Origin of the sequence: Streptomyces sp. NPDC047706 (assembly GCF_043204795.1) — a bacterium.
In the GTDB taxonomy this organism is placed as follows: domain Bacteria; phylum Actinomycetota; class Actinomycetes; order Streptomycetales; family Streptomycetaceae; genus Streptomyces.
Genome location: NZ_JBIDCW010000019.1, coordinates 83,808 through 110,031 on the forward strand (window position 1 = coordinate 83,808; position 26,224 = coordinate 110,031).

The 26,224-nt window shown below is 71.7% G+C and carries 17 protein-coding genes; 10 read left to right on the plus strand and 7 right to left on the minus strand.

The genetic code is table 11. The features are described 5' to 3' along the window. Positions 1-233: 233 nt before the first annotated feature. Together ACGF8A_RS22635 and ACGF8A_RS22640 are read right to left on the minus strand one after the other, a co-directional pair. Positions 234-860: a hypothetical protein gene (locus ACGF8A_RS22635; protein WP_393110887.1), complete on the minus strand. Its 627-nt coding sequence runs from the start codon at positions 858-860 to the stop codon at positions 234-236. Between the two features lie 301 nt (positions 861-1,161). Further along, the gene (locus tag ACGF8A_RS22640) at positions 1,162-3,327 is read right to left on the minus strand and encodes a RecQ family ATP-dependent DNA helicase (RefSeq protein WP_393110889.1); all 2,166 of its coding nucleotides are present in this window, start codon (positions 3,325-3,327) and stop codon (positions 1,162-1,164) included. A gap of 139 nt (positions 3,328-3,466) precedes the next feature. Between ACGF8A_RS22640 and ACGF8A_RS22645 the strand changes: the two genes are divergently transcribed. From ACGF8A_RS22645 to ACGF8A_RS22675, 7 genes are all read left to right on the plus strand, one after another. Then, complete coding sequence (locus ACGF8A_RS22645; RefSeq protein ID WP_393110891.1) at positions 3,467-5,131, plus strand: DUF4192 domain-containing protein; 1,665 nt, start codon at positions 3,467-3,469, stop codon at positions 5,129-5,131. Positions 5,132-5,880: 749 nt separating this feature from the next. Further along, a complete protein-coding gene (locus ACGF8A_RS22650; protein ID WP_393110893.1) occupies positions 5,881-7,800 on the plus strand; it encodes a glycogen debranching N-terminal domain-containing protein in 1,920 nt (639 codons plus the stop codon). 192 nt (positions 7,801-7,992) lie between these two features. Further along, positions 7,993-8,751, plus strand: coding sequence for an NUDIX domain-containing protein (locus ACGF8A_RS22655; protein WP_393110895.1), 759 nt, complete (start codon positions 7,993-7,995; stop codon positions 8,749-8,751). 174 nt (positions 8,752-8,925) lie between these two features. Further along, the gene (locus ACGF8A_RS22660; protein ID WP_393110897.1) at positions 8,926-11,526 is read left to right on the plus strand and encodes an ATP-binding cassette domain-containing protein; all 2,601 of its coding nucleotides are present in this window, start codon (positions 8,926-8,928) and stop codon (positions 11,524-11,526) included. A gap of 173 nt (positions 11,527-11,699) precedes the next feature. Beyond that, positions 11,700-12,587: a FadR/GntR family transcriptional regulator gene (locus ACGF8A_RS22665; RefSeq protein WP_393110899.1), complete on the plus strand. Its 888-nt coding sequence runs from the start codon at positions 11,700-11,702 to the stop codon at positions 12,585-12,587. Positions 12,588-13,316: 729 nt separating this feature from the next. Continuing rightward, positions 13,317-14,861, plus strand: coding sequence for an RNA polymerase sigma factor (locus tag ACGF8A_RS22670; RefSeq protein ID WP_393110901.1), 1,545 nt, complete (start codon positions 13,317-13,319; stop codon positions 14,859-14,861). A gap of 268 nt (positions 14,862-15,129) precedes the next feature. Further along, complete coding sequence (locus ACGF8A_RS22675; protein WP_393110903.1) at positions 15,130-16,053, plus strand: serine protease; 924 nt, start codon at positions 15,130-15,132, stop codon at positions 16,051-16,053. Between the two features lie 148 nt (positions 16,054-16,201). Here the strand turns inward: ACGF8A_RS22675 and ACGF8A_RS22680 are convergent, their stop codons facing one another. Continuing rightward, a complete protein-coding gene (locus ACGF8A_RS22680; protein ID WP_393110905.1) occupies positions 16,202-16,432 on the minus strand; it encodes a hypothetical protein in 231 nt (76 codons plus the stop codon). A gap of 443 nt (positions 16,433-16,875) precedes the next feature. Here ACGF8A_RS22680 and ACGF8A_RS22685 point away from each other — a divergent pair, with 443 nt between their 5' ends. The 3 genes from ACGF8A_RS22685 to ACGF8A_RS22695 all read left to right on the plus strand — a co-directional run bounded on the left by ACGF8A_RS22685 (position 16,876) and on the right by ACGF8A_RS22695 (position 21,144). Continuing rightward, a complete protein-coding gene (locus tag ACGF8A_RS22685; RefSeq protein WP_393110907.1) occupies positions 16,876-18,999 on the plus strand; it encodes a type IIA DNA topoisomerase subunit B in 2,124 nt (707 codons plus the stop codon). A gap of 97 nt (positions 19,000-19,096) precedes the next feature. Next, entirely contained in the window at positions 19,097-19,555 is a 459-nt protein-coding gene (locus ACGF8A_RS22690; RefSeq protein WP_393110909.1) for a DUF485 domain-containing protein, read from the plus strand. Further along, the gene (locus tag ACGF8A_RS22695) at positions 19,552-21,144 is read left to right on the plus strand and encodes a cation acetate symporter (protein ID WP_393110911.1); all 1,593 of its coding nucleotides are present in this window, start codon (positions 19,552-19,554) and stop codon (positions 21,142-21,144) included. The genes ACGF8A_RS22690 and ACGF8A_RS22695 overlap by 4 nt, the downstream gene beginning before the upstream one ends. A 275-nt stretch (positions 21,145-21,419) precedes the next feature. Here the strand turns inward: ACGF8A_RS22695 and ACGF8A_RS22700 are convergent, their stop codons facing one another. The 4 genes from ACGF8A_RS22700 to ACGF8A_RS22715 all read right to left on the minus strand — a co-directional run bounded on the left by ACGF8A_RS22700 (position 21,420) and on the right by ACGF8A_RS22715 (position 26,171). Next, positions 21,420-22,100: a response regulator gene (locus ACGF8A_RS22700; protein ID WP_393111008.1), complete on the minus strand. Its 681-nt coding sequence runs from the start codon at positions 22,098-22,100 to the stop codon at positions 21,420-21,422. After that, on the minus strand, positions 22,100-23,770 hold the full coding sequence (locus ACGF8A_RS22705) for an ATP-binding protein (protein WP_393110913.1): 1,671 nt from the start codon (positions 23,768-23,770) through the stop codon (positions 22,100-22,102). The genes ACGF8A_RS22700 and ACGF8A_RS22705 overlap by 1 nt, the downstream gene beginning before the upstream one ends. A 129-nt stretch (positions 23,771-23,899) precedes the next feature. Continuing rightward, positions 23,900-24,859 carry a sucrase ferredoxin gene (locus tag ACGF8A_RS22710; RefSeq protein ID WP_393110915.1) on the minus strand — a complete coding sequence of 320 codons (960 nt, stop codon included), beginning with the start codon at positions 24,857-24,859 and terminating at the stop codon, positions 23,900-23,902. 10 nt (positions 24,860-24,869) lie between these two features. Continuing rightward, the gene (locus tag ACGF8A_RS22715; protein ID WP_393110917.1) at positions 24,870-26,171 is read right to left on the minus strand and encodes a citrate synthase; all 1,302 of its coding nucleotides are present in this window, start codon (positions 26,169-26,171) and stop codon (positions 24,870-24,872) included. Between the last annotated feature and the right edge of the window lie 53 nt (positions 26,172-26,224).

Genomic DNA, 26,224 nt, shown 5'->3' on the forward strand with positions numbered 1-26,224 from the left:
GAGGTCCTCCGGTCTGTCCGGATGAGGCGCCGTGAGGTCTTCCTGTCCGTCGGGGGACGCTCGTGAGGTCCTCCGGCCTGTCCGGATGAGGCGCCGTGAGGTTCTCCCGTACTCGCGGAGGAGTGCCGGGGCCGTCCTCCGGTCTGCGCGCGGAGCGATGCTGTCGCACGCCGCTCGGGGTCCCCACGCCGCCGGTGTGTCAGAGAGAAACCGGTACTCGCGGTGGCGTGGCCTCAGCGGGCTGCCACGCGACTCAGGATCTCGGATGCGGAGCCTCCGGTGCGCGGCGGTGGGGGCGGCGGCGCCTCGGATGTCGCGAACGGCTCGGGCGCTGATCCGGAGTTGGGCCGGCGGCCACCCCGGCCCTCGCCGAAGACCTGCCAGCCGTCGCGGGTCAGCGTGATGTACGCCCCGCAGCGCAGGCCGTGGAGTGTGCAGGCGTCACGCAGGCCCCACATCCACGCACCGTCCTCCTCCGTCCAACGCGCCTCGCCCTCGCGGCAGTAGAGCAGCACAGCGGTGCGCACGGGGGTGCGGCGACGCAGGTCGTGCGGGATGACCCGGCGCAACTGGTCGAGCAGCGCGTTGCGGAACAGCCAGCCGTCGGCGAGGGCGGGGCGTCTGGTGAAGGAGGCACTCGCGCACAGCCGGTCGTCCGCGTCGAGCACGGCCACGATCGCTGTCGACAGCTGAGGGCGGTGCCGCGTGTGCAGTCCGCTGACGACTTCCCGAGGGTTGCGCAGCAGCGGGATGCCCGCAGCGGCCCACTCCGCGGGCTCCAGCAGTCGCGTCGCAGCGTTGGCTGGTGCTCCTGAAGTCGACGCGGATGCCGCGGAGGACGGAGCGAATCCGAAGGTCACGTTTCTCCCTTCGGCTACGCGCCCACTGCGGGCGGGGTCTGGATCGGGGGAGCGCACACCGCAGCAGAGCCCTACCTGATCACGGGGTGAGCCGTGCGGGGAGCGGACCCCAATTCTTCCCGTCGGACCTGGATGCGGCAACGAGCAATTGGGACGCCCGGCCCTTATCCAATGGTCTGTGGCTTATATCCGTACCCGGTGGGGAGTTGAGTGATGCCGGGTGTGGCAGCACGGGTGCGGCGCCTGCGGATGGTTGCACGCGCGTGGATCACGGACACGGACGCGACGGCAGTGTGTGCGATCAGCCCTGTACGGCGAGTACAAGAGGCAACACCGCCTGGGCGCCCGCGCGCCGGAGCAGGCGGGCCGTGACGGCGAGGGTCCAGCCGGTCTCCGTGAAGTCGTCGACCAGGAGGACCGGGCCGGGCGTTTCGGCGAGCGCCGCACCGAGTGCGGGCGGTACGGTCAGCGCCCCGTCGAGCGCTTTGAGGCGCTGGGCGCTGTTGCTCCGGGAGACCGGCGTCACCTCGGCCGCGTACTCCATCGAACCCAGCAACGGCAGGCGGCCGACCTCCGCGATGCGGGCGCCCAGCGAGCCGATCAGCTGCGGGCGGGTGCGTGAGGCGACCGTCACCACTCCGACGGGGCGCGGCTGGGCGTCCGCCCCGCCCGAGGCCCAGCCGCCGGGCCCCTTGGCCCATTCGGCCAGGACCTCGACCACCGCCTTCGCGACGTCGTTCGGCACCTGGCCGTCCGGAGCCTGCGGTGCCAGCATCGGCCGTAGTCGGTTGCCCCAGCCGATGTCCGACAGGCGCCCCAGCGCCCGTCCCGGTGCGGCCTGGTCTCCGGCTGGAATACGGCCCTTGAGTTCCACGCCGATCGCCGGCAGGCCGGTCGGCCACATCCGGCGCGGCTCCACCTCGACGCCCGCCCGGCCCAGGTCGACGCGCGCGGCATCCAGCGCGGCCGTGGACGTGTCCGCGGTGAAGCGCGCACCCGCGCAGTTGTCACAGCGGCCGCAGGGCTTGGCGCCCTCGTCGTCCAGTTGGCGTTGCAGGAACTCCATGCGGCAGTCCGTGGTCGCCGCGTACTCCCGCATCGCCTGCTGCTCCGCCTTGCGCTGCCGGGCGACCCAGCCGTAACGCTCCGAGTCGTACGTCCATGGTTGCCCGGTCGCGATCCAGCCGCCCTTGACCCGGTGCACCGCCCCGTCCACGTCAAGGACCTTGAGCATGGTCTCCAGCCGGGAGCGACGCAGCTCCACCAGGGGTTCCAGGGCGGGCAGCGACATGGGCCGCTCCGCGCGCGCGAGGACGTCGAGGGTGCGGCGCACCAGCTCTTCCGACGGGAAGGCAAGTGAGGCGAAGTACTCCCAGATCGCCTCGTCCTCCCTACCGGGCAGCAGGAGTACCTCCGCGTGCTTCACGCCTCGCCCCGCGCGGCCCACCTGCTGGTAGTAGGCGATGGGGGAGGAGGGTGAGCCGAGGTGGACCACGAAGCCGAGGTCGGGCTTGTCGAACCCCATCCCGAGGGCCGATGTGGCCACGAGGGCCTTCACCTTGTTGCCGAGCAGATCGTCCTCGGCCTGCTGGCGCTCGGCGTTCTCCGTCTTGCCGGTGTACGACGCGACGGCGTGCCCGCGGTGCCGGAGGAACGTGGTCACCTCCTCGGCGGCGGCCACGGTCAGCGTGTAGATGATCCCCGAGCCGGGCAGCTCATCGAGATGGTCGGCGAGCCAGGCCATGCGGTGCGCGGCGTCGGGCAACGCCAGCACCCCGAGGCTCAGGCTCTCCCGGTCCAGCGGGCCGCGCAGGACCAGGGCGTCCGACATGCCGCCGGTACCGAGCTGCTCCGCGACGTCGGCCGTGACGCGGGCGTTGGCAGTGGCCGTGGTGGCGAGCACGGGCACGCCCGTCGGCAGTTCCGTGAGCATGGTGCGCAGTCGCCGGTAGTCGGGGCGGAAGTCGTGGCCCCAGTCGGAAATGCAGTGGGCCTCGTCCACGACGAGGAGTCCGGTGGTCGCCGCGAGCGCGGGGAGCACGTGGTCGCGGAAGTCCGGGTTGTTCAGGCGCTCCGGGCTGACGAGCAGGACGTCGACGTCGCCGGCGGCGATCTCTGCCTGGACGGCGTCCCACTCCTCGGTGTTCGCGGAGTTGATGGTCCGGGCGTGGATGCCTGCGCGGGCCGCCGCCTCGACCTGGTTGCGCATCAGCGCGAGCAGCGGGGAGACGATCACGGTCGGGCCGCTGCCGCGGGCCCGCAACAGCGAGGTCGCCACGAAGTACACCGCGGACTTGCCCCAGCCCGTGCGCTGCACGACGAGAGCCCGGCGCTTGTCGGCGACCAGCGCCTCGATCGCCCGCCACTGATCCTCGCGCAGCCGGGCCGTGCCCATGGCGTCACCGACCAGGCGTGCGAGGACTGCGTCGGCGTCCGCCCGGAGTTCCGCGTTGCTCGTGTGCTCCATGCGTCCATACAACAGGAAGGCACTGACAGACGGGCGGGCCGGCCGCATGGTCGGGTTAGGACGGCCGTTGTGTCGTGTCCCTGATCGGAGTTATCCACAGGCTCAAGCGGATCTTTGAATTCCGCGAGATCGTCGGCGCATGACGAATCACGGCGAAACGACTGGACCCTTCGAGAACGAGGACATCACCGGATGGGACGGGGAGAACCGCTCCAACGGTGAGGAACGGCGCGCACCGCACGACGACGAGGCTTACGACACCGAGTCCACAAACGGCGACGGGCTCGCCGCCGCCACCCATCGCGTCACCCTGCGCTCCCCGGCCGAACTGGCCGACGCCCTGCCGTATCTGCTCGGGTACCGCCCCGAGGACAGCATCGTCCTCGTCGCCCTCCACGACGGGGACGGGCGTGGGCGGTTCGGTGGCCGGGCGCGGCTCGGCATCCCGGCCAATCCGGACGACTGGAAGTCCGTGGCGGGGCAGTTGGCACACGGCCTGGTGCGGGGGAGCGAGCGCAGGGGAGCCCGGCCGGAGCAGATCGTGGCGTACGTCTGCCAGGAGCCCGGCAAGGGAGAAACCGGCCAGCAGGTCATGGAGCGGCTACGGCCGCTGGCCGAGAATCTGCGGTCCGAGTGCGGCCAGCTCGACGTTCCGGTGATCGAGGCCTTGTGCCTCTCTGGCGGTCGCTTCTGGTCGTACTGCTGCGAAATCCAGGGATGCTGCCCCGACGAGGGCCTGCCCATGGGACTGCCGGGTACCTCGGTCCTGGCCGCCGCGGCCACCTACGCCGGGCTCCAGGTGCGCGGGACCCTGCGCGAGCTGAGGTCGAGGCTTCAGCCCTGGGAGACCGCCGCGGCGCTGGAGCAGGAGGCGGCGCTCGACGCCGGAAGCATGGCACTGGTCCCGAGGATGCTCGACGGCACCGGCCGCGCGGACGTGGCCGAGGAGACGGTGGAGCTCGCCCGGCAGGTCATGAGCAGGCTGGCCGAGGCGCCGCCCGCGTCCGGCGCGTTCATGGCGGACCTCCGCGACGACGGCCTGCTCCGGAAGGACGAGGCCGCCACCTTGATTCTCGGGCTGCAGGACCGCACGACACGTGACCGGGTCGCCGAGTGGATGGAGGGCGACGAGGCAGCACACGCGCTACGACTGTGGCGAGCTCTGGCCCGCCGCTGCGTCGGCCCCTACGGCGAGCACGCCGCAGCTCCTCTCACTCTCGCGGGCTGGGTGGCCTGGTCGACGGGCGACGACCTCGAAGCACGGGAGGCGCTGGCCATGGCACTGGGCGCCGACCCCGACTACCTTTTCGCCCGGCTCCTGCACCAAGCCGTCAACGAAGCCCTGGATCCGGAAACGATCCGACACTGCTTGCGCACGGCGCGGAACGACCGAGCCGAGATCACGCCCCGGCAGCTGGACGGGAAGCCGGCGACTGAGGAACAGGGAACGGCTCGCAGCACTCATGGCGTGCCCGGCGCGGCGCCTGGGGCGGAGGGCGTCGACGCGGCTCAGGGCACTGACAGGGGCAGGAGCGGTGTCCAGCGGACTGAACGTGGGGGCGGCGCGGGGACAAGGCGCAGCAAGTGTCTGGCGGACGGCGCTGACGACTCCCACGTACCGGCGGGACAAGAGGTGCGGAAGACGACCTTGCCGCGACGCAGGGTGCCGGCAGCCGGGACTGGCCCGGGGAGCGGGCGCAGCGGCGGTACGCGACCACCCCTGACTGCGAAGGGAGGCGTACGGCGGCGTGGGACGTCTCGCGGAGGTGTAGTTCCGAGGCGCGGCGCCGAGGGGGAGGCATGAGGGACGGACGGGAGAGTTGCCGGATCCGGCACGCGTGCACCCCGCCAGTGCGCCGGGCCGTTCGCACGGTGCCGTCCGCACGGGGGCGTGACCCGAAGGAGCCCCGTTCCGTTCACCTGAGTGGCGGAACACCCGGACGGGTGGTAACGCCGCAACACCATGTCCCCAAGGAGCCCCCTGCCCGGCTCCGAACGAGCCCGAGGCGCACAGAGCGCAGAGGAAGCAGCCCGATGCACCAGCCGACTCCGCCCTCCGCCGCCGATGACCGCACGCGCGCACTGACGCGGCCTGCCACCGATGACGACCGCATGCGATGGCCGACTCGACCTGTCTTTGACGACGACCGGATGCGGTGGACGACTCCGTCCACCGCCGAGGACCGCTCGACCCGTGGCCGGCACACGCCATGTCCCGGGACGGGCACCGGTCCGCCGCCGGGGACCGACGGACTCGGGTACCGCGAGTCACCCGCCTCCAGGGTGGGACGGTTGCCCCGGCCGGCCGACCAGGGAGGGGAACCCCCGCACACCCCCGAGGGAGAGACGTCAGCACCCGCACCCGGCGCGGGGAGCGAGAAGGATCCCGAAACGCCCGTCCCGACGGGCCGAGCCCGACAGTACCTTCCGCCCACGACCGCCGGCCCACCCGGGCGACCTCCCACGCCCGGTACGGCACCCGGAGCATCGCCCGCCCCGCCCCGACTCGCCTCTTCGCAACGCCCTGTCGAGTTGCCGCCCACCCACACGGCGATGATCTGCGTCGGACTCCCGGGCCTCGCCATCTCGGCGGAGCACGGGCAGTTGAACGGACAGGGACTGGAGGGCTTCTACCGGGCGGGCCTTCGTCTGCTCTCCCGGTGCCAGATCCGCGTGGCCGGGCGTGAACCGCTCGCGGTGCAGGCCCGGATGACAGGCGCCGACCGTGCCCGCTTCGTGGGCACCCTGCGTACCTCACCGCACGCCGGACCGGACCCGGACGTCGTGGTCGAGCGCACACGGCACGCGGACGGCACGGAGCGGATCACCCTGCACAGTGCGGCCCCCCGGCCCCTGCGCCTGCCCGTCGAGGTCGCCCTCGGCACGGACCTGGCGGCGCTCGGTGCGATCGCCTCGGGCAACGCCGGTCCTGAGGTGCCGGCCAGCGTCCATGACGCCGGTCTGCGCTGGACCGACGGCAAAGAAGCCTCATTGGTCACGGCGGACCCGCCGGCCGCCGACGCACTGGCCTCGGCGGGTTTGCTCCGCTGGGAGATCGAGCTGCCTCCAGGCGGCACCGCGACCGTGGAACTCAGGGTGCGCTCGGACGGTGCCGGTCCCGTCCGGGCGGTCGGGCGTGCGGCGCGAAGTCCGCTCGCCCAGGCGGGCGCGTCCAGCGACGACCCTTGCGTGCAGGCACTCCTGAGAACCAGCGTCCAAGATCTCCAGGCACTGCTGCTGCGAGATCCCGCACATCCGGCCGACATGTATCCGGCAGCCGGGGCACCGTGGCGTTGCGGCCTCGCCCCCGCCGACGCCCTCGCGTCGGCCCGCATGGCGCTGCCGCTCGGCACCCGGCTCGCCGCGGGCACCCTTCGTGCCCTCGCCCGTGGCCAAACCACCGGACGAGGACAGCAGTCCGGCTTGATCCCCGGGCCGCGCCGCGACGCGGGCGGTCACCTCCCGCCCGGCTGCACCGGCACCGAGGCCACTCTCCTCTTCCCCGCGCTCCTGGCGGAGGCCCGCCGATGGGGGATGCCGGAGCCGGAGACGGAGGAGCTGCTGCCTGCCGCAGAGCGTTGCCTGACCTGGCTGCGGAGCACCGTGGGCGACGGCGTGTACCTGTGCGACCCGCAGCCGGGTGGCCCCGCCCGCTGCGAGACACAGGCACATGCGCACCGCGCGGCGCTGCTGGGCGCCGATCTTCTCGACGCCTGCGGCCGACCGGGCGGGGCCGGGCTGCGGCAGTGGGCTCAGACACTGCGTTCGCAGTTCCGGGCCGACTTCTGGGTCGACGATTTGGGAGGCGGGCGACCGGCGGCGGCCCTTGCCCCCGGCGGCCGCCCCGTGCCACACCTGGCGGCGACCACCGTCCATCTGCTCGACACCGGCCTTCTGGGCGGGGGCGAATGGGCGCCGGGGCTGCTCGACCGGGCGCAGACCGAGCAGCTCGCCCGGCTCCTCGGCAGCCCGGCGATGGACTCGGGGTGGGGCCTGCGAGGGCTGGGTGTCAAAGAGGCGGGATACAACCCCTTCGGCCACCGAAGCGGTGCCGTGCGGGTCCAGGAGACGGCGATCGCGGTCGCCGGCCTTGCCGCCTACGGCTACGAGAAGGAGGCGAGTTCGCTGCTGCGGGGCGTCCTCGCGGCGGCCGGGATGTTCGGCCACCGGCTGCCCGAGATGTACGCGGGGGAACAGCGCACCGAGGGGAGCACACCGCTCCCTCATCCGGCCGCCTGCCGCCCCGCCGCTACCACGGCCGCCGCCGGGATCCTGCTGCTCACCACTGTCGTCGGCATCCGCCCGGACGCCCCCGCCGGCACGGTCACGCTGCGTCCCGTCCGCAGCGCACCCCTCGGCGAGATCACCCTGAACGGATTACGGGTGGCGGGCGCCCCCTTCTCCGTACGAGTCAGCCGGCTCGGCCTCGCCATGGTCGAGGAGGCGGCAGAGGGACTGCAGCTTGGGGTATGACGCGACAGCGAGGGTATGACGCGACGCAACTGCTGGTCAGGCGCGCAGGCGGCCGAACACGCGGATCGGCCCAGGGGCGACAGGACTCGGCCAGGAGTCGCAGGTGAGACCCGTACGACCGGCCACCCGCCCGCTGCCGAAGCGGCCGACGAAGGGAGTGTTTATCGTCAGGCAGACGACTATGATCGCGGCATGCCCTACGACCCGTCAGCCTTTCCGCCCTTCGCCGTGACCGTGGACCTGGTCGTGCTGACCGTGCGTCGCCATGCGCTGTGTGCGTTGGCGGTACGCAGGGGTGAGCCGCCGTTCCAGGGGCGCTGGGCGCTCCCGGGAGGCTTCGTGCGGGACGACGAGGACCTCTCGCAGGCCGCCGCCCGCGAGCTGGCCGAGGAGACCGGGCTCTGCGTCCACGACCCCGCCGTCCCCGCCCAGGACAACGGTGCTCATCTGGAGCAGCTCGCGACGTACGGTGATCCCAAGCGGGACCCCCGCATGCGTGTGGTCAGCGTCGCGCATCTCGCCCTGGCCCCCGACCTGCCCGCGCCGCGGGCGGGCGGCGACGCCAGCAACGCCCGCTGGGCGCCGGTCGAGGAACTGCTGCAGCAGGGCGGCTACGGACGTGACGGCGAGCCCGTGGCGCCGCTGGCCTTCGACCACGCGCAGATCCTCGCCGACGGGGTGGAGCGCGCCCGCTCCAAGATCGAGTACTCGTCCCTGGCCACGGCGTTCTGCCCTCCGGAGTTCACCGTCGGTGAGCTGCGCCGCGTCTACGAGGCGGTCTGGGGAGTGGCGCTCGACCCGCGCAACTTCCATCGCAAGGTCACGGGCACGCCGGGCTTCCTGGTGCCCACAGGGGGAACGACGACGCGACAGGGGGGTCGCCCGGCCCAGCTCTTCCGCGCAGGCGGGGCGACGCTCCTGAACCCGCCGATGCTGCGCCCGGAGGTGTAAGTCGGCTGTGCCACCGGCCGCAGGGCCGAGCACAGTCGGTGAGGCGTGACCCGGGAGTCCCAGGCAAGGGCCGAGGGAGACCGGCCCGCGACGAGACGAGGCGTTCGCTCACACACCTCGGAGCAACGTGTTAAGTGCCGGAAAAAACGGACATAGCGCGCTATCTTGCTACGGGTGATCCAGGCCTTCGGACTGACCAGCAACTCCCGCAAGGATCTTCCGCCTGCCGTCGACGACGTCTCGTTCGAAGCGCCCGCGGGTCGTGTCACCGCGCTGCTCGGAGATCGAGGTGCAGGCAAGACGACGGCCCTCAGGTTGATGCTAGAACTGCAACCGGGCCGCGGTATCACCTATTTCAGAGGCCGCCCCCTGCACCGCATCGCCCACCCCTCCCACGAAGTGGGCGTCCTGCTGGGCGACGTGCCGGGACACCCCGGACGGACGGTCCGCGGCCATCTGCGCATGCTCTGCGCCGCCGCGGGGATCACCGCTCGCCGAGCCGACGAGGTCCTGGAAGTGGTCGGCCTCGTGAGCCTCCGCGAGGAATACCTCGGCACGCTCTCCCGCGGCATGGACCGCCGCCTCGGTCTCGCATGCGCTCTGCTGCCCGACCCTCACACGCTGATCCTGGACCAGTCCACCGACGGGCTCTCGGTCCGGGAGGGCAACTGGATCCACGGCATGCTGCGCGCCCACGCGGCCCAGGGTGGCACCGTCCTGGTCACCACGTCGGATCCCAAGGAGGCCGCGCGCACCGCCGACCGCGTGGTCACCCTGGAGCGGGGCCGGGTCGTCGCCGACCAGGAGGCGAAGGAGTTCGCTCGCACCAGGCTGCGGCCGCGGGTCGTCGTCCTCAGCCCGCACGCCGCCCGCCTCGCCGCCGTGCTCACCAAGGAGGCGCGTACCGCGCACCGCTCCGTCGAGGTCGTCATGGAGAGCGGCAACCGGCTCTCGGTGTACGGCAGTACCTGCGCCGACGTCGGCGAGGCGGCGTTCCGGCACGGCGTCCTCGTACTCAAACTCGCCGACGAGGTCGGGGACATGGGGCCGGGAGTGGGAGTGGGAGCGGGAGTGGGAGAAGCGCCGCCGCTGGAACCACCGCCGGATCGCGAGCGGACGCCCATCGAGGAGCGGCCCGCCCCGGACACGCGACGCACGAGGACCGGCCTGCCGCGCCAGCCCGACAACGGGTCGCGCAAGGACACCTCGACGTCGCCGGGAGCGGTCGACACGCCCGCGGCCGCCGAGGCGGCCGGCGGCAGGGCCGCCACCGGGGGAGCGGCCACCGGGGGAGCGGCCACCGGCGAAGCCACCGTCGGCGAGTCCACCCCTCAACCGGTGCCCACCCCGCTCGACACGCCGCCCGCCACCACGTTCCGCGCCCCCGTCCCCGAAGCCCCCGCAGACGCAAACCGCACGCCTGCCGCCAACCGCGACCTCCTCACGGACCCCGAACGTGCCGCCGACGGCGACGCCCTGACGGATCACGAGCCCGCTGCCAACCGCAATGCCGTGAGGGATCACGAGCCCGCTGCCAACCGCAACGCCCTGAGGGACTACGAGTCCACCGCCGCCGGCCATTCACTCCCGGACGTCGAGCCCGTCGCCGCAAGGGACTCCCTCACCGACCGGAGACCCGCTGCCAACGGCGACCCTCTCCCCGACCGCGAACCCGACGCCGGCAACGCCCCGCCGGTGGATCACCAGTCCGCAGCCGGCACCAGGCCCCTCGCACCCAACACGCCTCACGCCAACCCCACCAGCCACCCCCTCCACCGCGATCCCCTTCCCAGCCACATCGCCCTCGCGGACCACAGGGCCCCCACCGCCCACAAGAGCCCTCCCCACAAGAGCCCTCCCCACAAGGCCCTCCACCCCAAGCCCTCCGATCACAACCCCCTCGGCCAGAACACCCTCGCGACCAGCAGGACCACCGAAACCCCGCACCCCCCAACCCGTCAGGAAGTCCTCCCCCCGCTCCCGCCGCCCATCACCGTCCGCCCCGCCCCCACCCCCCTGCGCCCCCTCCGCTACGAGCTTCGGCGTGCCACCGGCATCAGTACCGGATTCGTCACCAGCGTCGCCGTCCTCGTAGTCTCCGCGATGACCGCCGTCGTGCTCGCGCGCATCGGGCACACCCCGCAGGCGCGCCTGCTCGTCGCGTGGCCGCAGCAGCTGCCGCTGCCGCCGGCGGCGCTGGGCGCGGGTCTGCTGGGGGCGCTGGCCTTCGGGGAGGAGTTCCGCCATCCCGCACTGGCGGCGGACCGAGGCACCGTCCCTCGCCGCCTGGGGCTGCTCACGGCCAAACTCCTCGTGGCAGCGGCCACCGCGCTCGTCCTGGCCGTCCTCACAGTGGGCTGCGACGCCGAAGTGCTCTACCTCGTCTACGGACAGGATCTCGCGCGCATTCCGGGCGACTGGCTCTCGCTGAGCGCCAGTTGGCTCGGCCTCATGGTCGGATGCGCCTGGGCCGGGGTGCTGGCGGCCGGCGTCTTCCGGTCCACCACGGCCGGGCTCGCCGCCGTTCTCGCCGTGCCGGTCCTCGTCGTACCCGTCGTACAGAGGCTCGTGGAGGGATCATCCGTGCGAGTGGCCGCGGGTCTGCCGATGCGGATGAGGCAGATGTTCCTGCTGCAGTGGCCGTTCGGCGGAGAGCGATATCTGGAGGCTTTGGCGCGGGTCGTCGCCCAACCCGTCGGCAGCGCGCTGACGTTGTCGCTCAGCGCGCTGCTCTGCGCCTATCTGGTCACGACCCTGCGGAGCAGGGCCCGGTGACAAGCTTCTGACAACCCTGCGCGCCCTTCCGATCCCGTGCTGCGCACAACTCCCTCAGGAAAGCCCATTTCTTTCCGATAAGGCGTCAATTGCGACGGGGTGAGCGATCACCCTTTCGTGTGCTTTTCACCAAAGACCTCAAGGGAGTTGGAGACAGCGCCGACAAAGGATCCGTGAGTACCCTTGCGCACACCATGATGACCTCCGCCCGCTCCACCGACTCCGGTCTCGTCGGCCCGGGCGAACTCGACCGCTACCCCTACGCCGAGGCCCACGGCCCCGACCGTGTGAGCGCCCCCGCCTGGGAGGGCGCGGACCCCGAGCTGGGCCGTGTGGGCCGGCGAGCCGCGGGCAGCCGCGGCCGCGGACTGCACGGCCAACTCGTACAGCAGCTGGGACAGATGATCGTCTCCGGCGACCTGGGCGCCGACCGCCCCCTGGTGCCCGAGGAGATCGGCCAGCGCTTCGAGGTCTCCCGCACCGTCGTCCGTGAGTCGCTCCGCGTTCTGGAGGCCAAGGGCCTGGTCAGTGCCCGCCCGAATGTCGGCACGCGTGTGCGTCCCGTCAGTGACTGGAATCTGCTCGACCCGGACATCATCGAATGGCGGGCCTTCGGGCCGCAGCGCGACGACCAGCGCCGCGAACTGAGCGAGCTGCGCTGGACCATCGAACCACTCGCCGCACGCCTGGCCGCCGGTCACGGCCGTGAGGACGTCCAGCAGCGGCTGTCCGACATGGTCGAGATCATGGGCCACGCGATGGGGCAGGGCGACGCGCTCACCTTCTCCCGAGCCGACGCCGAGTTCCACTCGCTGCTCATCCAGATCGCGGGCAACCGCATGCTGGAGCATCTCTCCGGCATCGTCTCCGCCGCGCTCCAGGTCTCCGGCGGCCCGGTGACCGGTTGCGACCGGCCGAACGAGACGACCCTGGCGCACCATGCCCGGATCGTCGACGCCCTCGCGGCCGGTGACGGCGGGGCGGCCGAGGCCGCCATGCGTCAACTGCTCACGGTCCACCCCGAGGTGGAGCGCGTGGTGCCGGCGCCTCGCGAGCACTGACCCGGCACCGCGGTGCGCCGCAACCGGTAGGTGTCCGAGGTGTCCCCTTCCCCGGTGCCGCCCGGCTTTGCCGCTAGTGCTCGCCCGGCCGTTCGTCGTCCTTCGGACCCCGCAGGTTCCCTCCCGATCTGCGGGGTCCGACGACGCCACGGCCGAGGGGCACGCAGACGGCAGGTCGGCGGTCAGGCCGGTGGCGAGGCGCGTGGACTGCGGTGGACGGAGCGCCGAGCAGACCGACGGCGGCCCTGTGGCGTGCCGAGCAGGGGCAATGGCGTCAGGGCCGACGCCGTACCGATGGCGGCATGGTTGCCGCCGGGCGAGCGGCGGCCGAGTCGGCGCCGACCGGCCACGGACCGGCCGACGACGGACGGGAACAGCGACGGACCGGTCACGGACCGCGCCCATGGCCGGTCGGCGCCGACGGCGGACCGATGGGAGCATCTGAGTGGCACGCCTCCAAGCCTTCCGTGACCACCTCTGCCCGTGTCTGGCCGTTTTTGAGCGGTTACGGGGTGTGACTCGGACCACGCAGATTGGGCGTAACGCTCGTGGAAACAGCGCGATGACCTAAGAGGTGACAGCCGAGAAGGGAACACGGACGCCATGCAAGGCGTTGTGATTCTTCCCGGCCCCTGCCCGCGCCGTCGGCCCATCCCCAAGCCGGCGGTCGGCTCCAGTCCGCCGTGGACGGGGCCGGAAGTCGTTTTCCAACGTTCCGAGAGGTTGTTCGTGTCGGCCAGCACATCCCGTACGCTCCCGCCGGAGATCGCCGAGTCCGTCTCTGTCATGGCGCTCATCGAGCGGGGAAAGGCTGAGGGGCAGATCGCCGGCGATGACGTGCGTCGGGCCTTCGAAGCTGACCAGATTCCGGCCACTCAGTGGAAGAACGTACTGCGCAGCCTCAACCAGATCCTCGAGGAAGAGGGTGTGACGCTGATGGTCAGTGCCGCAGAACCCAAGCGCACCCGCAAGAGCGTCGCAGCGAAGAGTCCGGCCAAGCGCACCGCCACCAAGACGGTCGCAGCGAAGACCGTGGCCGCCCGTAAGGCCTCCACGACCACGGCTGCACCGGCCGCGCCCGCCGTCGACGATCCGGCCGAGGAGGCCGCACCCGAGAAGAAGGCCGCTGCCAAGAAGACGGCCGCCAAGAAGGCGACCGCGAAGAAGACCGTCGCGGCCAAGAAGACGGCCGCGCCGAAGAAGTCCACCGATGCCAAGAAGGACGATGCCGAGCTCCTCGGAGAGGAGGTGCTGGAGGAGCCCAAGGGAGCCACGGAGGAGCCCGAGGGCACCGAGAACGCCGGGTTCGTGCTCTCCGACGAGGACGAGGACGACGCGCCCGCTCAGCAGGTCGCCGCGGCCGGCGCCACCGCCGACCCGGTCAAGGACTATCTGAAGCAGATCGGCAAGGTCCCCCTGCTCAACGCCGAGCAGGAGGTGGAGCTGGCCAAGCGCATCGAGGCAGGTCTGTTCGCCGAGGACAAGCTGGCCAACGCCGACAAGCTGGCGCCGAAGCTCAAGCGCGAGCTGGAGATCATCGCCGAGGACGGCCGCCGCGCCAAGAACCACCTGCTGGAGGCCAACCTCCGTCTGGTGGTCTCCCTGGCCAAGCGCTACACCGGCCGCGGCATGCTCTTCCTGGACCTGATCCAGGAGGGCAACCTCGGTCTGATCCGCGCGGTCGAGAAGTTCGACTACACCAAGGGCTACAAGTTCTCCACGTACGCCACCTGGTGGATCCGTCAGGCGATCACCCGCGCGATGGCCGACCAGGCCCGCACCATCCGTATCCCGGTGCACATGGTCGAGGTCATCAACAAGCTCGCGCGCGTGCAGCGCCAGATGCTCCAGGACCTGGGCCGCGAGCCCACCCCGGAGGAGCTTGCCAAGGAGCTCGACATGACCCCGGAGAAGGTCATCGAGGTCCAGAAGTACGGCCGCGAGCCGATCTCCCTGCACACCCCGCTGGGCGAGGACGGCGACAGCGAGTTCGGTGACCTCATCGAGGACTCCGAGGCCGTCGTCCCGGCCGACGCGGTCAGCTTCACGCTCCTGCAGGAGCAGCTGCACTCCGTCCTCGACACCCTGTCCGAGCGTGAGGCAGGCGTCGTCTCCATGCGTTTCGGTCTCACCGACGGTCAGCCGAAGACCCTCGACGAGATCGGCAAGGTGTACGGCGTCACGCGCGAGCGCATCCGTCAGATCGAGTCCAAGACCATGTCGAAGCTGCGTCACCCGTCGCGTTCCCAGGTGCTGCGCGACTACCTCGACTAGGTCGTCCGTACGACGTCCGGCGTCCCGGCCTTGTTGCCGCGATGCCCGCGGCGTCACCCGTACGACGCCAAGGCCCGGCCGCCCGAAGGGGTGCCGGGCCTTCGCGCTGCGCAGGGTGGGCCGAGTGGGCTCAGCGGGCGGCCGTGTCGGCTGGGCGGGCCGAGTGGGTTGAGTGGGCTGAGTTGGCCGGGTCCGCTGAGCGGGTGCGAGCTGTGGCGGGCTGAATCACTCTGGGTGTCTCACAAGACTCCCAGAGTGAGGAGCAGTCATGCGCCGACCCTTTGTACGGGCGTTGGCCCGGTCGCTGGTTCTGGCGGCCGCGGCGACCGCGATACCGCTGGCCACAGCAGTCCCCGCCGCCTCGGACGGCATAGTCGTCGGCGGTTTCCCCGTCGATTCCCGTGACAGTCCCTACACGGTCGCGCTGTCCAGCCGTGACCGGTTCGGAGGTACGCGCTCGGGGCAGTTCTGCGGCGCGGTGGCGGTGGGCCGTACCACCGTCCTCACCGCGGCGCACTGTCTGGGCGAGGACGTCCTGGGGAGGCCGCCGGGCCAGGTGCGCGACCTCAAGGTCATCGCGGGCCGTACGGACCTGCGCTCGGACGAGGGCAAGGAGATTGCCGTCCGCGAGACATGGGTGAATCCCGCGTACGACAACATCAGCAACGCCGGCGACTTCGCGGTGCTCACACTCGCCGAGGCGCTCCCTGAGAGCGCGGTGATCGCCATGGCCCCGGCGGGCGACTCCGCGTACACGGCCGAGACGAACGCCACGGTCTACGGATGGGGTGATGTCACCGGCGCCGGCGACTACCCGTACGCCTTGCGGGCCGCACGCGTGCGCGTACTGCCGGACGCGCTGTGCGAGGACGCGTATCCGGGAAGCAGCGACGGCACCTATCGCGCGGACGCGATGGTGTGCGCGGGCCAGCGGGTGGGGGGCCGGGACGCCTGCCAGGGGGACAGCGGAGGACCGCTGGTCGCCGAGGGGCGGCTGATCGGCCTGGTGTCGTGGGGCAGCGGCTGCGGACGGCCGGGCAGCCCGGGTGTCTACACGCGGGTGTCCGACCTGCTCCGGAAGCTGGGCTGGGATCGCCCCGCGCAGGCATCACAGGCCACGCCGGGCGAGGGCCGCGGGGGGGGGTACCCGCGAGGCCCCAAGGGAGTCGCTGACGGCGGTGACGGAGCCTGAACGGGGCTCCCGGCGGGGAGCCTGAGGCAGGAGACAGGCGTTCCGGCGGGACCGCTGAATACGAAAGGACGAGGACGGGCGGCCGCCCTGAGAGCGGGGCGGCCGCCCGTTCACCGGTCTGGACCGGGCTCGTCGTGGACGCTAGGCGTCAGCGCTCATCTTCCGTAGCTGTCGCGGGAACGGCCGTGAGCCGCTCCGTCTCGTCCTGTATCTCAGCGGCGATCTTCTTGAGTTCCGGCTCGAACTTGCGGCCATGGTGCGCGCAGAAGAGCAGCTCTCCGCCGCTGAGCAGGACGACGCGCAGGTATGCCTGGGCGCCGCAGCGGTCGCAGCGATCAGCGGCCGTCAGCGGGCTCGCGGGGGTCAGAACAGTAGTCACGTCGCCTCTTCTCTAGCTCGACGAGCTGTCGTACCAGGGTCAACATCCAACCAGCCCGAAAACGTTCCCGCTCGTGGCTAATCCTCGAAAAAAATCTCCGAGGCGGTTGTCTGCTGCCGGTTGGCGGCGAATGTGCCGTAGTACGTGTCTGTGTGTCTTACGGGTTCGCGCAGTCGGTCGGTGTCGGTGCCCTCCCCGGCCGGGTTGCCGGTTGTTCATGAGGACGTGCCCGGAGCCTAAATGGTTCATGCCTCGAAGGGAACGTGATATGTGCTTCACTCGAACGAGGGATCGAACACGTATGCGATCGTGGACTAGTCTGAGTTCCGGACGAGGGTGGCGTTACAACGGCTCTACCAGGCCTCGGTACCCTCTGAGCGGCTACCGGAGCCGCGCCCTTACCCCCATGGGCCCTACATGAAATTCAGCGAGGAGCGAACCGCGTGACCGCCGAAACGTCCGTGCCGTCCACAGCGCTGCTGGCAGGAGCAGACCGGGACGGTTCCAACTACACCGCGCGGCACCTGCTCGTCCTGGAGGGGCTGGAGGCCGTCCGCAAGCGCCCGGGCATGTACATCGGGTCCACGGACAGCCGCGGCCTGATGCACTGCCTGTGGGAGATCATCGACAACTCCGTGGACGAGGCCCTGGGCGGGTACTGCGACCACATCGAGGTGATCCTGCACGACGACGGCTCGGTGGAGGTGCGCGACAACGGCCGTGGCATCCCGGTCGACGTCGAGCCCAAGACCGGCCTGTCCGGGGTCGAGGTCGTCATGACCAAGCTGCACGCCGGCGGCAAGTTCGGCGGCGGCTCGTACGCCGCCTCCGGCGGTCTGCACGGCGTGGGCGCCTCCGTCGTGAACGCCCTGTCCGCCCGGCTGGACGTCGAGGTCGACCGCGGCGGCCACACCCACGCGATCAGCTTCCGGCGCGGTGTGCCCGGCGCATTCGCCTCCCTGGGGCCGGACGCGAAGTTCGAGGCCAAGAGCGGCCTGCGCAAGGCCAAGAAGATCCCCAAGACCCGCAACGGCACGCGTGTGCGGTACTGGGCGGACCGCCAGATCTTCCTCAAGGACGCCAAGCTCTCCCTGGAGAACCTGCACCAGCGCGCCCGCCAGACCGCGTTCCTCGTCCCCGGCCTGACCATCGTCGTCCGCGACGAGTACGGCCTCGGCGAGGGCGGCAGCAAGGGCGAGGAGTCCTTCCGCTTCGACGGCGGCATCAGCGAGTTCTGCGAGTTCCTGGCCACCGACAAGCCCGTCTGCGACGTGCTGCGGCTCACCGGCCAGGGCACCTTCAGGGAGACCGTCCCGGTCCTGGACGACCACGGGCAGATGACCCCCACCCAGGTCACGCGGCAACTCGACGTCGATGTCGCACTGCGGTGGGGCACGGGGTACGACACGACCCTGAGGTCGTTCGTGAACATCATCGCCACCCCCAAGGGCGGCACCCACGTCGCCGGCTTCGAGACGGCCGTGACCAGCACGCTCAACGAGGTGCTGCGCGCCAAGAAGCTGCTGCGGGTCGCCGAGGACGACATCGTCAAGGACGACGCCCTGGAGGGCCTCACGGCGGTCGTCACCGTCCGCCTCGCCGAGCCGCAGTTCGAGGGGCAGACCAAGGAGGTGCTCGGCACCTCGGCGGCCCGTCGCATCGTGAACACCGTGATCTCGAAGGAGCTCAAGGCGTTCCTGACGTCCACCAGGCGGGACGCCGCGGCGCAGGCCCGGGTCGTCATGGAGAAGGCGGTCGCCGCCGCCCGTACGCGCATCGCGGCCCGCCAGCACAAGGACGCGCAGCGCCGGAAGACGGCCCTGGAGTCCTCGTCCCTGCCGGCCAAGCTCGCCGACTGCCGCAGCGACGACGTGGACCGCAGCGAGCTGTTCATCGTCGAGGGTGACTCAGCGCTCGGTACCGCCAAGCTCGCCCGGAACTCCGAGTTCCAGGCGCTGCTTCCGATCCGCGGCAAAATCCTCAACGTCCAGAAGTCGTCCGTGACGGACATGCTCAAGAACGCCGAGTGCGGCGCGATCATCCAGGTCATAGGGGCGGGCTCGGGCCGGACCTTCGACCTCGACGCGGCCCGTTACGGCAAGATCATCATGATGACCGACGCCGATGTGGACGGTTCCCACATCCGCTGCCTGCTCCTGACGCTCTTCCAGCGCTACATGCGTCCCATGGTCGAGGCCGGCCGGGTGTTCGCGGCGGTGCCGCCGCTGCACAGGGTCGAGATCGTCCAGCCCAAGAAGGGCCAGGACAAGTACGTCTACACGTACTCGGACCGCGAGCTGCGCGACAAGCTCATGGAGTTCCAGAGCAAGGGCATTCGCTACAAGGACTCGATCCAGCGCTACAAGGGTCTGGGTGAGATGGACGCCGACCAGCTGGCCGAGACCACCATGGACCCGCGCCACCGCACCCTGCGCCGCATCAACCTCGCCGACCTGGAGGCCGCAGAGCAGGTCTTCGACCTCCTGATGGGCAACGACGTCGCACCGCGCAAGGAGTTCATCTCCAACTCGGCGGCGACCCTGGACCGCTCACGCATCGACGCATAGCGCAGGACTCGGGCTACCAGCGGTCCGAATCACCTGATGGGGTGAAGAGCGGGAAGAAGAATAGTCAGGGATCTTCCCGCTCTGTCCATGCTTGGGCATGCCCTCACGCAATGGTCGCCCTGCGCAGTACGACGACCCCTGGTACGACTCCCTGGCCTCCGGCTGGGGCGAGCCGGCCGGTGCCCCCGCGCCGGTGCCAACCGCGCGCGCGGAGGCACCGTCCGCAGGCGACGTCTACCTCGAGGTGCAGCGCAGCGCGGCCTTCCAGGAGGTGCGCGGCCGCTACCTGAGGTTCGTGGTCCCGGCGGTGACCGGTTTCCTCGTCTGGTACGTGGCGTACGTCGTCGCCGCCACGACCGCGCACGAGTTGATGGCGCGGCCCGTGGTGGGCGCGGTGAACGTGGCGATGCTCGCCGGGCTCGGGCAGTTCCTCACCACCTTCCTGCTCACCTGGGCCTACGCGCGGCACGCCCGGCGGCGCCGGGACCGGGCCGCGCTCGAACTGCGCTGGGACACCCAGGAAATGACGCGTGGCGCACGCGGCGGTGCGCTGTGACGGGCGATCATCAGACGCTCGGCCTGCTGCTGTTCAGCGGGTTCGTCGCCGTCACCCTCGGAATCACGACCTGGGTGAGCCGCAACCGCCAGGGGTCGGCGGAGGAGTTCTACGTCGGCGGACGACTCTTCACGCCCATGGAGAATGGTTTTGCCATCGCGGGCGACTACATGTCGGCCGCCTCCTTCCTGGGCATCTCCGGGCTCATCGCGCTGTTCGGATACGACGGGATGCTGTACTCGGTGGGCTTTTTGGTGGCCTGGCTCGTCGTGCTGCTGCTGGTCGCCGAACTGGTCCGCAACTGCGGCCGGTTCACGCTCGCGGACGTCGTGGCCGCGCGGATGCGGGAACGGCCGGTCCGGATCGCGACGGGAACCTCCTCGGTCACCGTGTCCGTTCTGTACCTGGTGGCGCAGATGGTGGGTGCGGGCAGCCTGGTCGCGCTGCTGCTGGGCGGGACCAGCGAGGCCGCGCGGTCCTGGACGGTCATCGGCGTCGGCGCGCTGATGGTGATCTACGTGTCGCTGGGAGGGATGCGGGCCACCACATGGATTCAGATCGTGAAGGCGGTCCTGCTGATGGGCGGGGCGATCGCCCTGACCGTGCTCGTCCTGACGCGCTTCCACGGCGACTTCGACCAGCTGCTGCGCACCGCCGCCGCTCGCAGCGGCCAGGGCGAGGCGTTCCTCGCGCCGGGACTGAAGTACGGCGGGGACTGGACGGCCCGCTTCGACTTCATCAGCCTCGGCCTCGCCCTGGTGCTGGGGACGGCCGGGCTGCCGCACATCCTGTCCCGGTTCTACACCGTGCCCACCGCCCGGGCGGCGCGGCGTTCGGTGGTGTGGGCGATCGGGCTGATCGGCGGCTTCTACCTGATGACGATCGTCCTCGGTTTCGGCGCCGCGGCCATCGTCGGGCCGGCCGCCGTACGGGCGTCGAACGCTGCCGGGAACACGGCGGTCCCACTGCTGGCCCTGGACCTGGGCGGCGGGCCGGGCTCGACGGGTGGGACGGTTCTCTTCGCGGTCGTCGCCGCCATCGCCTTCGCCACCATCCTCGCGGTGGTCGCGGGCATCACCCTGGCCTCCTCGGCATCCGTGGCGCACGACCTGTACGCGTCCCTGCGGCGCCGGAGGTCCGGGCCGCGCAGCGAGGTGAGGGTGGCACGCGCCGCCGCGGTCGGCGTCGGCGTCGTCGCGATCGCCCTCGGGCTGCTCGCGCGCGACCTCAACGTCGCCTTCCTGGTGGGCCTCGCCTTCGCCGTCGCCGCGTCGGCCAACCTGCCCGTGCTGCTCTATTCGCTGTTCTGGCGCGGCTTCACCACACGCGGTGCCGTGTGGTCCGTCTACGGCGGGCTGATCCCGGCCGTGGCGCTGGTGGCGCTGTCACCCGTGGTGTCGGGCAGCCCCGAATCACTGTTCCCCGGAGTGGACTTCCAGTGCTTCCCGTTGCAGAACCCGGGCCTTGTCTCGATCCCCCTGGGCTTCCTGGCGGGCTGGCTCGGCACGGTCACGTCGGCGGAGACCCCGGACGCCGCCAAGCACGCGGAGACGCAGGTGCGGGCGCTGACGGGGGCGGGTGCCGCTTGACGGGCCTTGCGTCGGGCCTGGCCGTGTGAGGGGCTTGTGCGGTGGGCGCGGCCGGGTGACGGGCTGTGTTGTGGGTGTGGCGGGTCATGGGCCGGGACTCGGGTGTGGCCGGGTGACGGGCTGTGCGGGGGCGCGGACGCGGACCGGCCGCGACCCGGGTGCGGCTGCGTCACGGCCCTGGCCGTGAATCGGGTGTGGCTGCGCGGTGCGGTCCCAGGACGCCGCTGCGGCTCAGGCAGTGGTCGCCCCCGGCTCGGGCACCGGTCGCCCGCGCCTCAGGTGCGGGTCGCCCACACGTAGCGGTGCTCCGGGCGGCCCGCGTCGCCGTACTTGAGGGTCAGCGTGGCCCGCCCTGTGCGCTCCAGGAGCTTCAGATAGCGCTGAGCGGTCTGCCGGCTCACCCCGGTCCGTTCCGCGATCTCCTGGGCGGACAGGGGGCCTTCCGCGTTCATCAAGGACTGGCGTACGAGCTCGGCGGTGGTGGGCGAGTGCCCCTTGGGCAGGTCCGGCTCCGAAGTCGCGGACAGCGCCCCGAAGATGCGGTCCACCTCAGCCTGTTCCGCCTCGCCGCCGCCGTCCAGGGTCCGGCGCAGCTCGGCGTACGCCTCCAGCTTGGCGCGCAGGCCGGCGAAGGCGAACGGCTTGACGAGGTACTGCAACGCGCCCTGCCGCATCGCCGCCTGCACGGTGGAGATGTCGCGCGCCGCCGTGACCATGATCACGTCGGTCTGATGGCCGCGCCGGCGCATCTCCCGCACCACCGTCAGGCCCGTCTCGTCGGGCAGGTAGTGGTCCATGAGCACCAGGTCCACATGAGGCAGCGCCTCCAGCTGACGGAGCGCCTCGACAGCGCTGTGCGCCTCCCCGGCCACGCGGAAGCCCGGCACCTTCTCGACGTAGGCGGCGTTCACGCGCGCGACCCTGGTGTCGTCGTCCACGACCAGGACCTCGATCATCACGCCTCCTCCTCGGTGGCCCGCTCGGCCGAAGGGACCGTGAGGGCCGCTTCCGCGCCCGGATCGGCCAGGGCCTCGGGCAGGACTACGGTGAACTCCGCGCCGCCACCCGCTGCTTCACCCACCGCCGCGGATCCGCCCTGGCGCTCCGCCAGTCTGCGCACCGTGGCGAGGCCGATACCGCGCTCCCGGTGCGCGGGCGGCTTCTTGGTGGACCAGCCCTCGGTGAAGATCAACTCTCCTAGCTCCACCGGGATGCCGGGACCGGTGTCCCGTACCGAGAGCACGACGGTACGGCCCTTCGTGGTCAGCTCGACCTCCACGCGCGCGTGCGGCGTGCCCGCGGCGGCGTCCAGCGCGTTGTCCACCAGGTTGCCGACGACGGTGACCAGCCCCCGGGCGTCGACCAGCCGGTCCGGAAGACGCGTACGCCCCGAGAGGCGCAGGGCGACGCCGCGCTCGGCAGCGACGGTCGACTTGCCGACCAGCAGCGCGGCGAGCAGCGGATCCCCGATCTTCTCGGTGACCTGCTCCGCGGTCGCCCGGTGGTCGCCGACCACCTCACCCACGAACTCGACCGCGTCGTCGTACATCTCCAGCTCCAGCAGCCCGAGGAGCGTGTGCATCCGGTTGGCGTGCTCGTGGTCCTGCGCGCGCAGGGCGTCGATCAGGCCCCGTGTCGAGTCCAGCTCGCGGCCGAGCTGCTCCAGTTCGGTGCGGTCGCGCAGGGTGGCGACGGCGCCGCCGTCGCCGGTGGGCATCCGGTTGGCGACCAGGACGCGCCGGCCGCGCACCGTCAGCAGGTCGGTGCCGGTCACCCGGCCGGCCAGGACGTCGGCCGTACGCCCCTCGCCGAGCGCCTCGTCCGGGGAGCTGCCCACAGCCTCGTGCCCGATGCCCAGGAGGCGCTGGGCCTCGTCGTTGAGCAGCCGGACACGGCCGGTGCGGTCCAGCGCGACGACGCCCTCCCGGATGCCGTGCAGCATCGCCTCCCGCTCGGCGAGCAGCCCCGCGATGTCGGAGAACGCCAGGTCCCGGGTCTGCCGCTGGACCCGCCGGGAGATCAGCCAGGCGGCCAGCGCACCGGCGGCCAGGGCGCCGCCCGCGTACGCCAGCAGCTCCGGGATCGCGTGGATCAGCAGTGCGCGGACACTGTCGTAGGCGATGCCGACCGAGACCGCCCCGACGATCTCCCCGTCGCCGTCCCGCAGCGGCACCTTCCCGCGCGCGGAGCGGCCGAGGGTGCCCTCGTCGATCTCCATGACTTCCTGGCCGGCGAGCGCGTCACTGGGGTCCGTGGAGACGTGTCTGCCGATCTGCGTGGGCTCGGTGTGCGACCACCGCACGCCCCGGTGGTCCATCACGACCACGTACTCCGCCTGCGTGGCGCGCCGGATCCGCTCCGCCTCACGCTGGACCGGCCCGTCGGCCGTCGCGGGCGTGCCGCGGACCTGCTCGGCGAGCTGCGGCTGCGCCGCGGTGGTCTGCGCGATGGCCAGCGCGCGCCGCATCGCCTGGTCGTCCAGCTGGTCGCCCAGGGGAGCGAGGAACAGGCCGGTCGCGAGCACCGCGACTCCCGCGGCGATCGCCACCTGCATCAACAGCACCTGCGAGAACACCCGGCGGGGAAGACCGAGGCGCAGACGGCGTGCGGGGGGAGTGGTGCTCATACCCACGAAGGTACGTGGGGGAGCGGGGGAGCCGTCGAGGGGTGCGGTGCTGACGTGGAGCGGGCTGGCCGGAGCCCGCCCTGCGGCGCCGGGACGTGATCGGCTCCGTGGACCGGGCCCGGGGCGGCCTCAGCCCGCGAGTGCCGTGTGCCTGAGTTCGTGGACCGCCACCACGTCCATCCGTGCCGGGGCGCCCAGGACGGACGTACCGCAGTTCTCCTCGCGCGGGGGGAGGGACGCACCCTGGGCGACGAGCACGCGCCAACGGCGTCCGTCCGCATGGGCGACGGTCACCTCCCAGCGAGGTGCCGCGCCGTCCGTCCGTACGGCGCTCTCGGTCCGTACGACGCTCAGCGCGTCCGCCGCGTACTCGCCGGCGGCCGTGCGCACGGCCAGTTCCGCCGCCTGACCGGGCCGCTCCCAGGCCGAGCGGCCCCGGCAGCCCTCCAGGAGGACTCGGCCTTCCTGGACGCCGTGCAGGACGTCCTTGACGGTGTGGGCCTCCACCCGGCCGTACGCGTAGCCGTGCGGCAGCACCAGCACCGTCGGGGAGAAGCGATGACCCCCCAAATGAGTGACCTCCCAGCTGCCGCTCATCCCGGAAGCGGCGAGCTCGTTCGCCAGGGGGCGGCCCAGGAGGGCGCAGCAGCGGTCGCGTTTGCCGTTGGTGCAGACGAGGGCGAGCGGGGCACCGGTGTGGGCGCCGCCCTGTAGCGCGGCGTCGAAAGTGTGGTGGTCACCCATGCCGAGGGCGGCGAAGTCGAGGTCGAGCAGCTGCGCCGGATCGTCGGTCACGGCGGCGTGCAGCCACGCGTTGCCGGGCATGGTGTGCGCCGCGTACACATGGCGCACGGCGGGCGGGCCGAAGTCGGCGTGGCGGCCGGGGCGGCGGATGAGCGCGATGCGGACGCCCGTGTCCTTCGCGGCCGCTTCCAGCGCCCGGCCCAGTGCGGGGTCCAGGTGGCTCGAAGTGAGCGCCCTGGCGCCCCATGGACCCGGCTGCTCCACCAGGAGCCAGGTCCTGGCGGTCGCGGCGGTTCCGGAAACGGGCTCGTCGAGGTCCCGCGAGACGGTTGCACACCTACTCACACAGGGGAGCCTAACCTGACTTCGTCCAGGGTGACTTCCGGACGTCCCCGGTGACCTGTCCCGGGAAGGGTTGCGGCGGACGAGGGCCCACGTAGTGGCCGCTGGGGCGCATGCGCAAGGGGCGCTCGCCGTACTCCTCCAGGGCGTGGGCGATCCAGCCCGCCGTGCGTGCCACCGCGAAGATCGTCTCCCCCGCTGCCGGAAGCATTCCTCCGGCGACGGTGAGCACGGCGAGGGCCATGTCGACGTTGGCGTGCAGCGGGGTGTGCCGGGCGGCCGTGGCCATGACGTCCCGGGCGGCGGCCAGGGCGGGCTCGGCGTCCGGCATCTCCTCCAGCGCGGCGAACAGCGCCCGCGCGCGTGGGTCCTCGCCCGGGTACAGCCGGTGGCCGAGGCCCGGGACACGGCGTCCGGCCCGCAGCTCCTCCGCGACCACGGGCGCCGGGTCACCCTGGTCGAGCACTTCGACGAGCATCCGGTGGGCGAGACCGCTGGCCGCGCCGTGCAGGGGGCCCTCGAGAACGCCCAGCCCGGCGGAGACGGCCGCGTAGGCGTGTGCCCGGGCCGACGCGGCGACGCGCACCGCGAGCGTCGAGGCGGCCAGGTCGTGGTCGACGAGCAGGCCGAGCGCCGTGTCCAGGGCGCGCAGCGAGGCCTCGTCCGGGTCGCGTGGGCTGAGCCGTCTCCAGAGGCGCTGGGCCAGGGAGCCCTCGTCGCGGTGGGTGCGGCGTTGGGGCGGCAGGGCCGCGACGAGTGTGGGAATCAGCAGGCGGGCGGTGCCGAGAACGGCGTCCTCGGACAGGTCGAAGCGCAGCGGGTCCGTGCTGGCGGCGGCGGCCACGGCGACGCGCAGCCGGTCTGTGGGGCCGCTGTGCTCGGGCAGGGAGTCGACCGCGCGCCGCGCGACGGCGACCGAGGCCAAGGGCGCGTGGAAGGTGATCCCGGGGCGCAGCTGCCCGGTCCACAGCCACTCCGCGATCTCCTCGTAGCTGTGGCGTGCGGCCAGTTCGGTCGCGTCGACGCCCCGGAAGTAGTACCGGTCCGACTCGATCAGCGTGATGCGGGTGCGGACGCCCATGTCGGTGCCGGTGGCGGGACTCCCGCCGCTCTCCCGCCGGTTGCGGCGGGCGAGTGCCTCCACCTCCTCGGCGTCGAACGTGCTGCCCCGGCCCCCGGGCGGGCGGTAGCTGCTCAGCTGGCCCCGGCTCACGTAGGCGTACACGGTCTCCGCCTTCACGCCGAGCAGTTCCGCGGCCTCCTTGGTGCTCAGCCGCCGGCCCGGTGGGACGCGGCCGGATTCTTGATCGCGCATGGGGGTCACCGTAGCCGTCTGAGTGACACATTGACTCCTGTATTGATGCAATC

Bases quoted from the DNA above. Each gene is read 5' to 3' on its own strand.
- ACGF8A_RS22640 (WP_393110889.1), bottom strand. From the start codon at position 3,327: ATGGAGCACACGAGCAACGCGGAACTCCGGGCGGACGCCGACGCAGTC.
- ACGF8A_RS22645 (WP_393110891.1), top strand. From the start codon at position 3,467: ATGACGAATCACGGCGAAACGACTGGACCCTTCGAGAACGAGGACATC.
- ACGF8A_RS22650 (WP_393110893.1), top strand. From the start codon at position 5,881: ATGATCTGCGTCGGACTCCCGGGCCTCGCCATCTCGGCGGAGCACGGG.
- ACGF8A_RS22655 (WP_393110895.1), top strand. From the start codon at position 7,993: ATGCCCTACGACCCGTCAGCCTTTCCGCCCTTCGCCGTGACCGTGGAC.
- ACGF8A_RS22675 (WP_393110903.1), top strand. From the start codon at position 15,130: ATGCGCCGACCCTTTGTACGGGCGTTGGCCCGGTCGCTGGTTCTGGCG.
- ACGF8A_RS22690 (WP_393110909.1), top strand. From the start codon at position 19,097: ATGCCCTCACGCAATGGTCGCCCTGCGCAGTACGACGACCCCTGGTAC.
- ACGF8A_RS22700 (WP_393111008.1), bottom strand. From the start codon at position 22,100: ATGATCGAGGTCCTGGTCGTGGACGACGACACCAGGGTCGCGCGCGTG.
- ACGF8A_RS22705 (WP_393110913.1), bottom strand. From the start codon at position 23,770: ATGAGCACCACTCCCCCCGCACGCCGTCTGCGCCTCGGTCTTCCCCGC.
- ACGF8A_RS22715 (WP_393110917.1), bottom strand. From the start codon at position 26,171: ATGCGCGATCAAGAATCCGGCCGCGTCCCACCGGGCCGGCGGCTGAGC.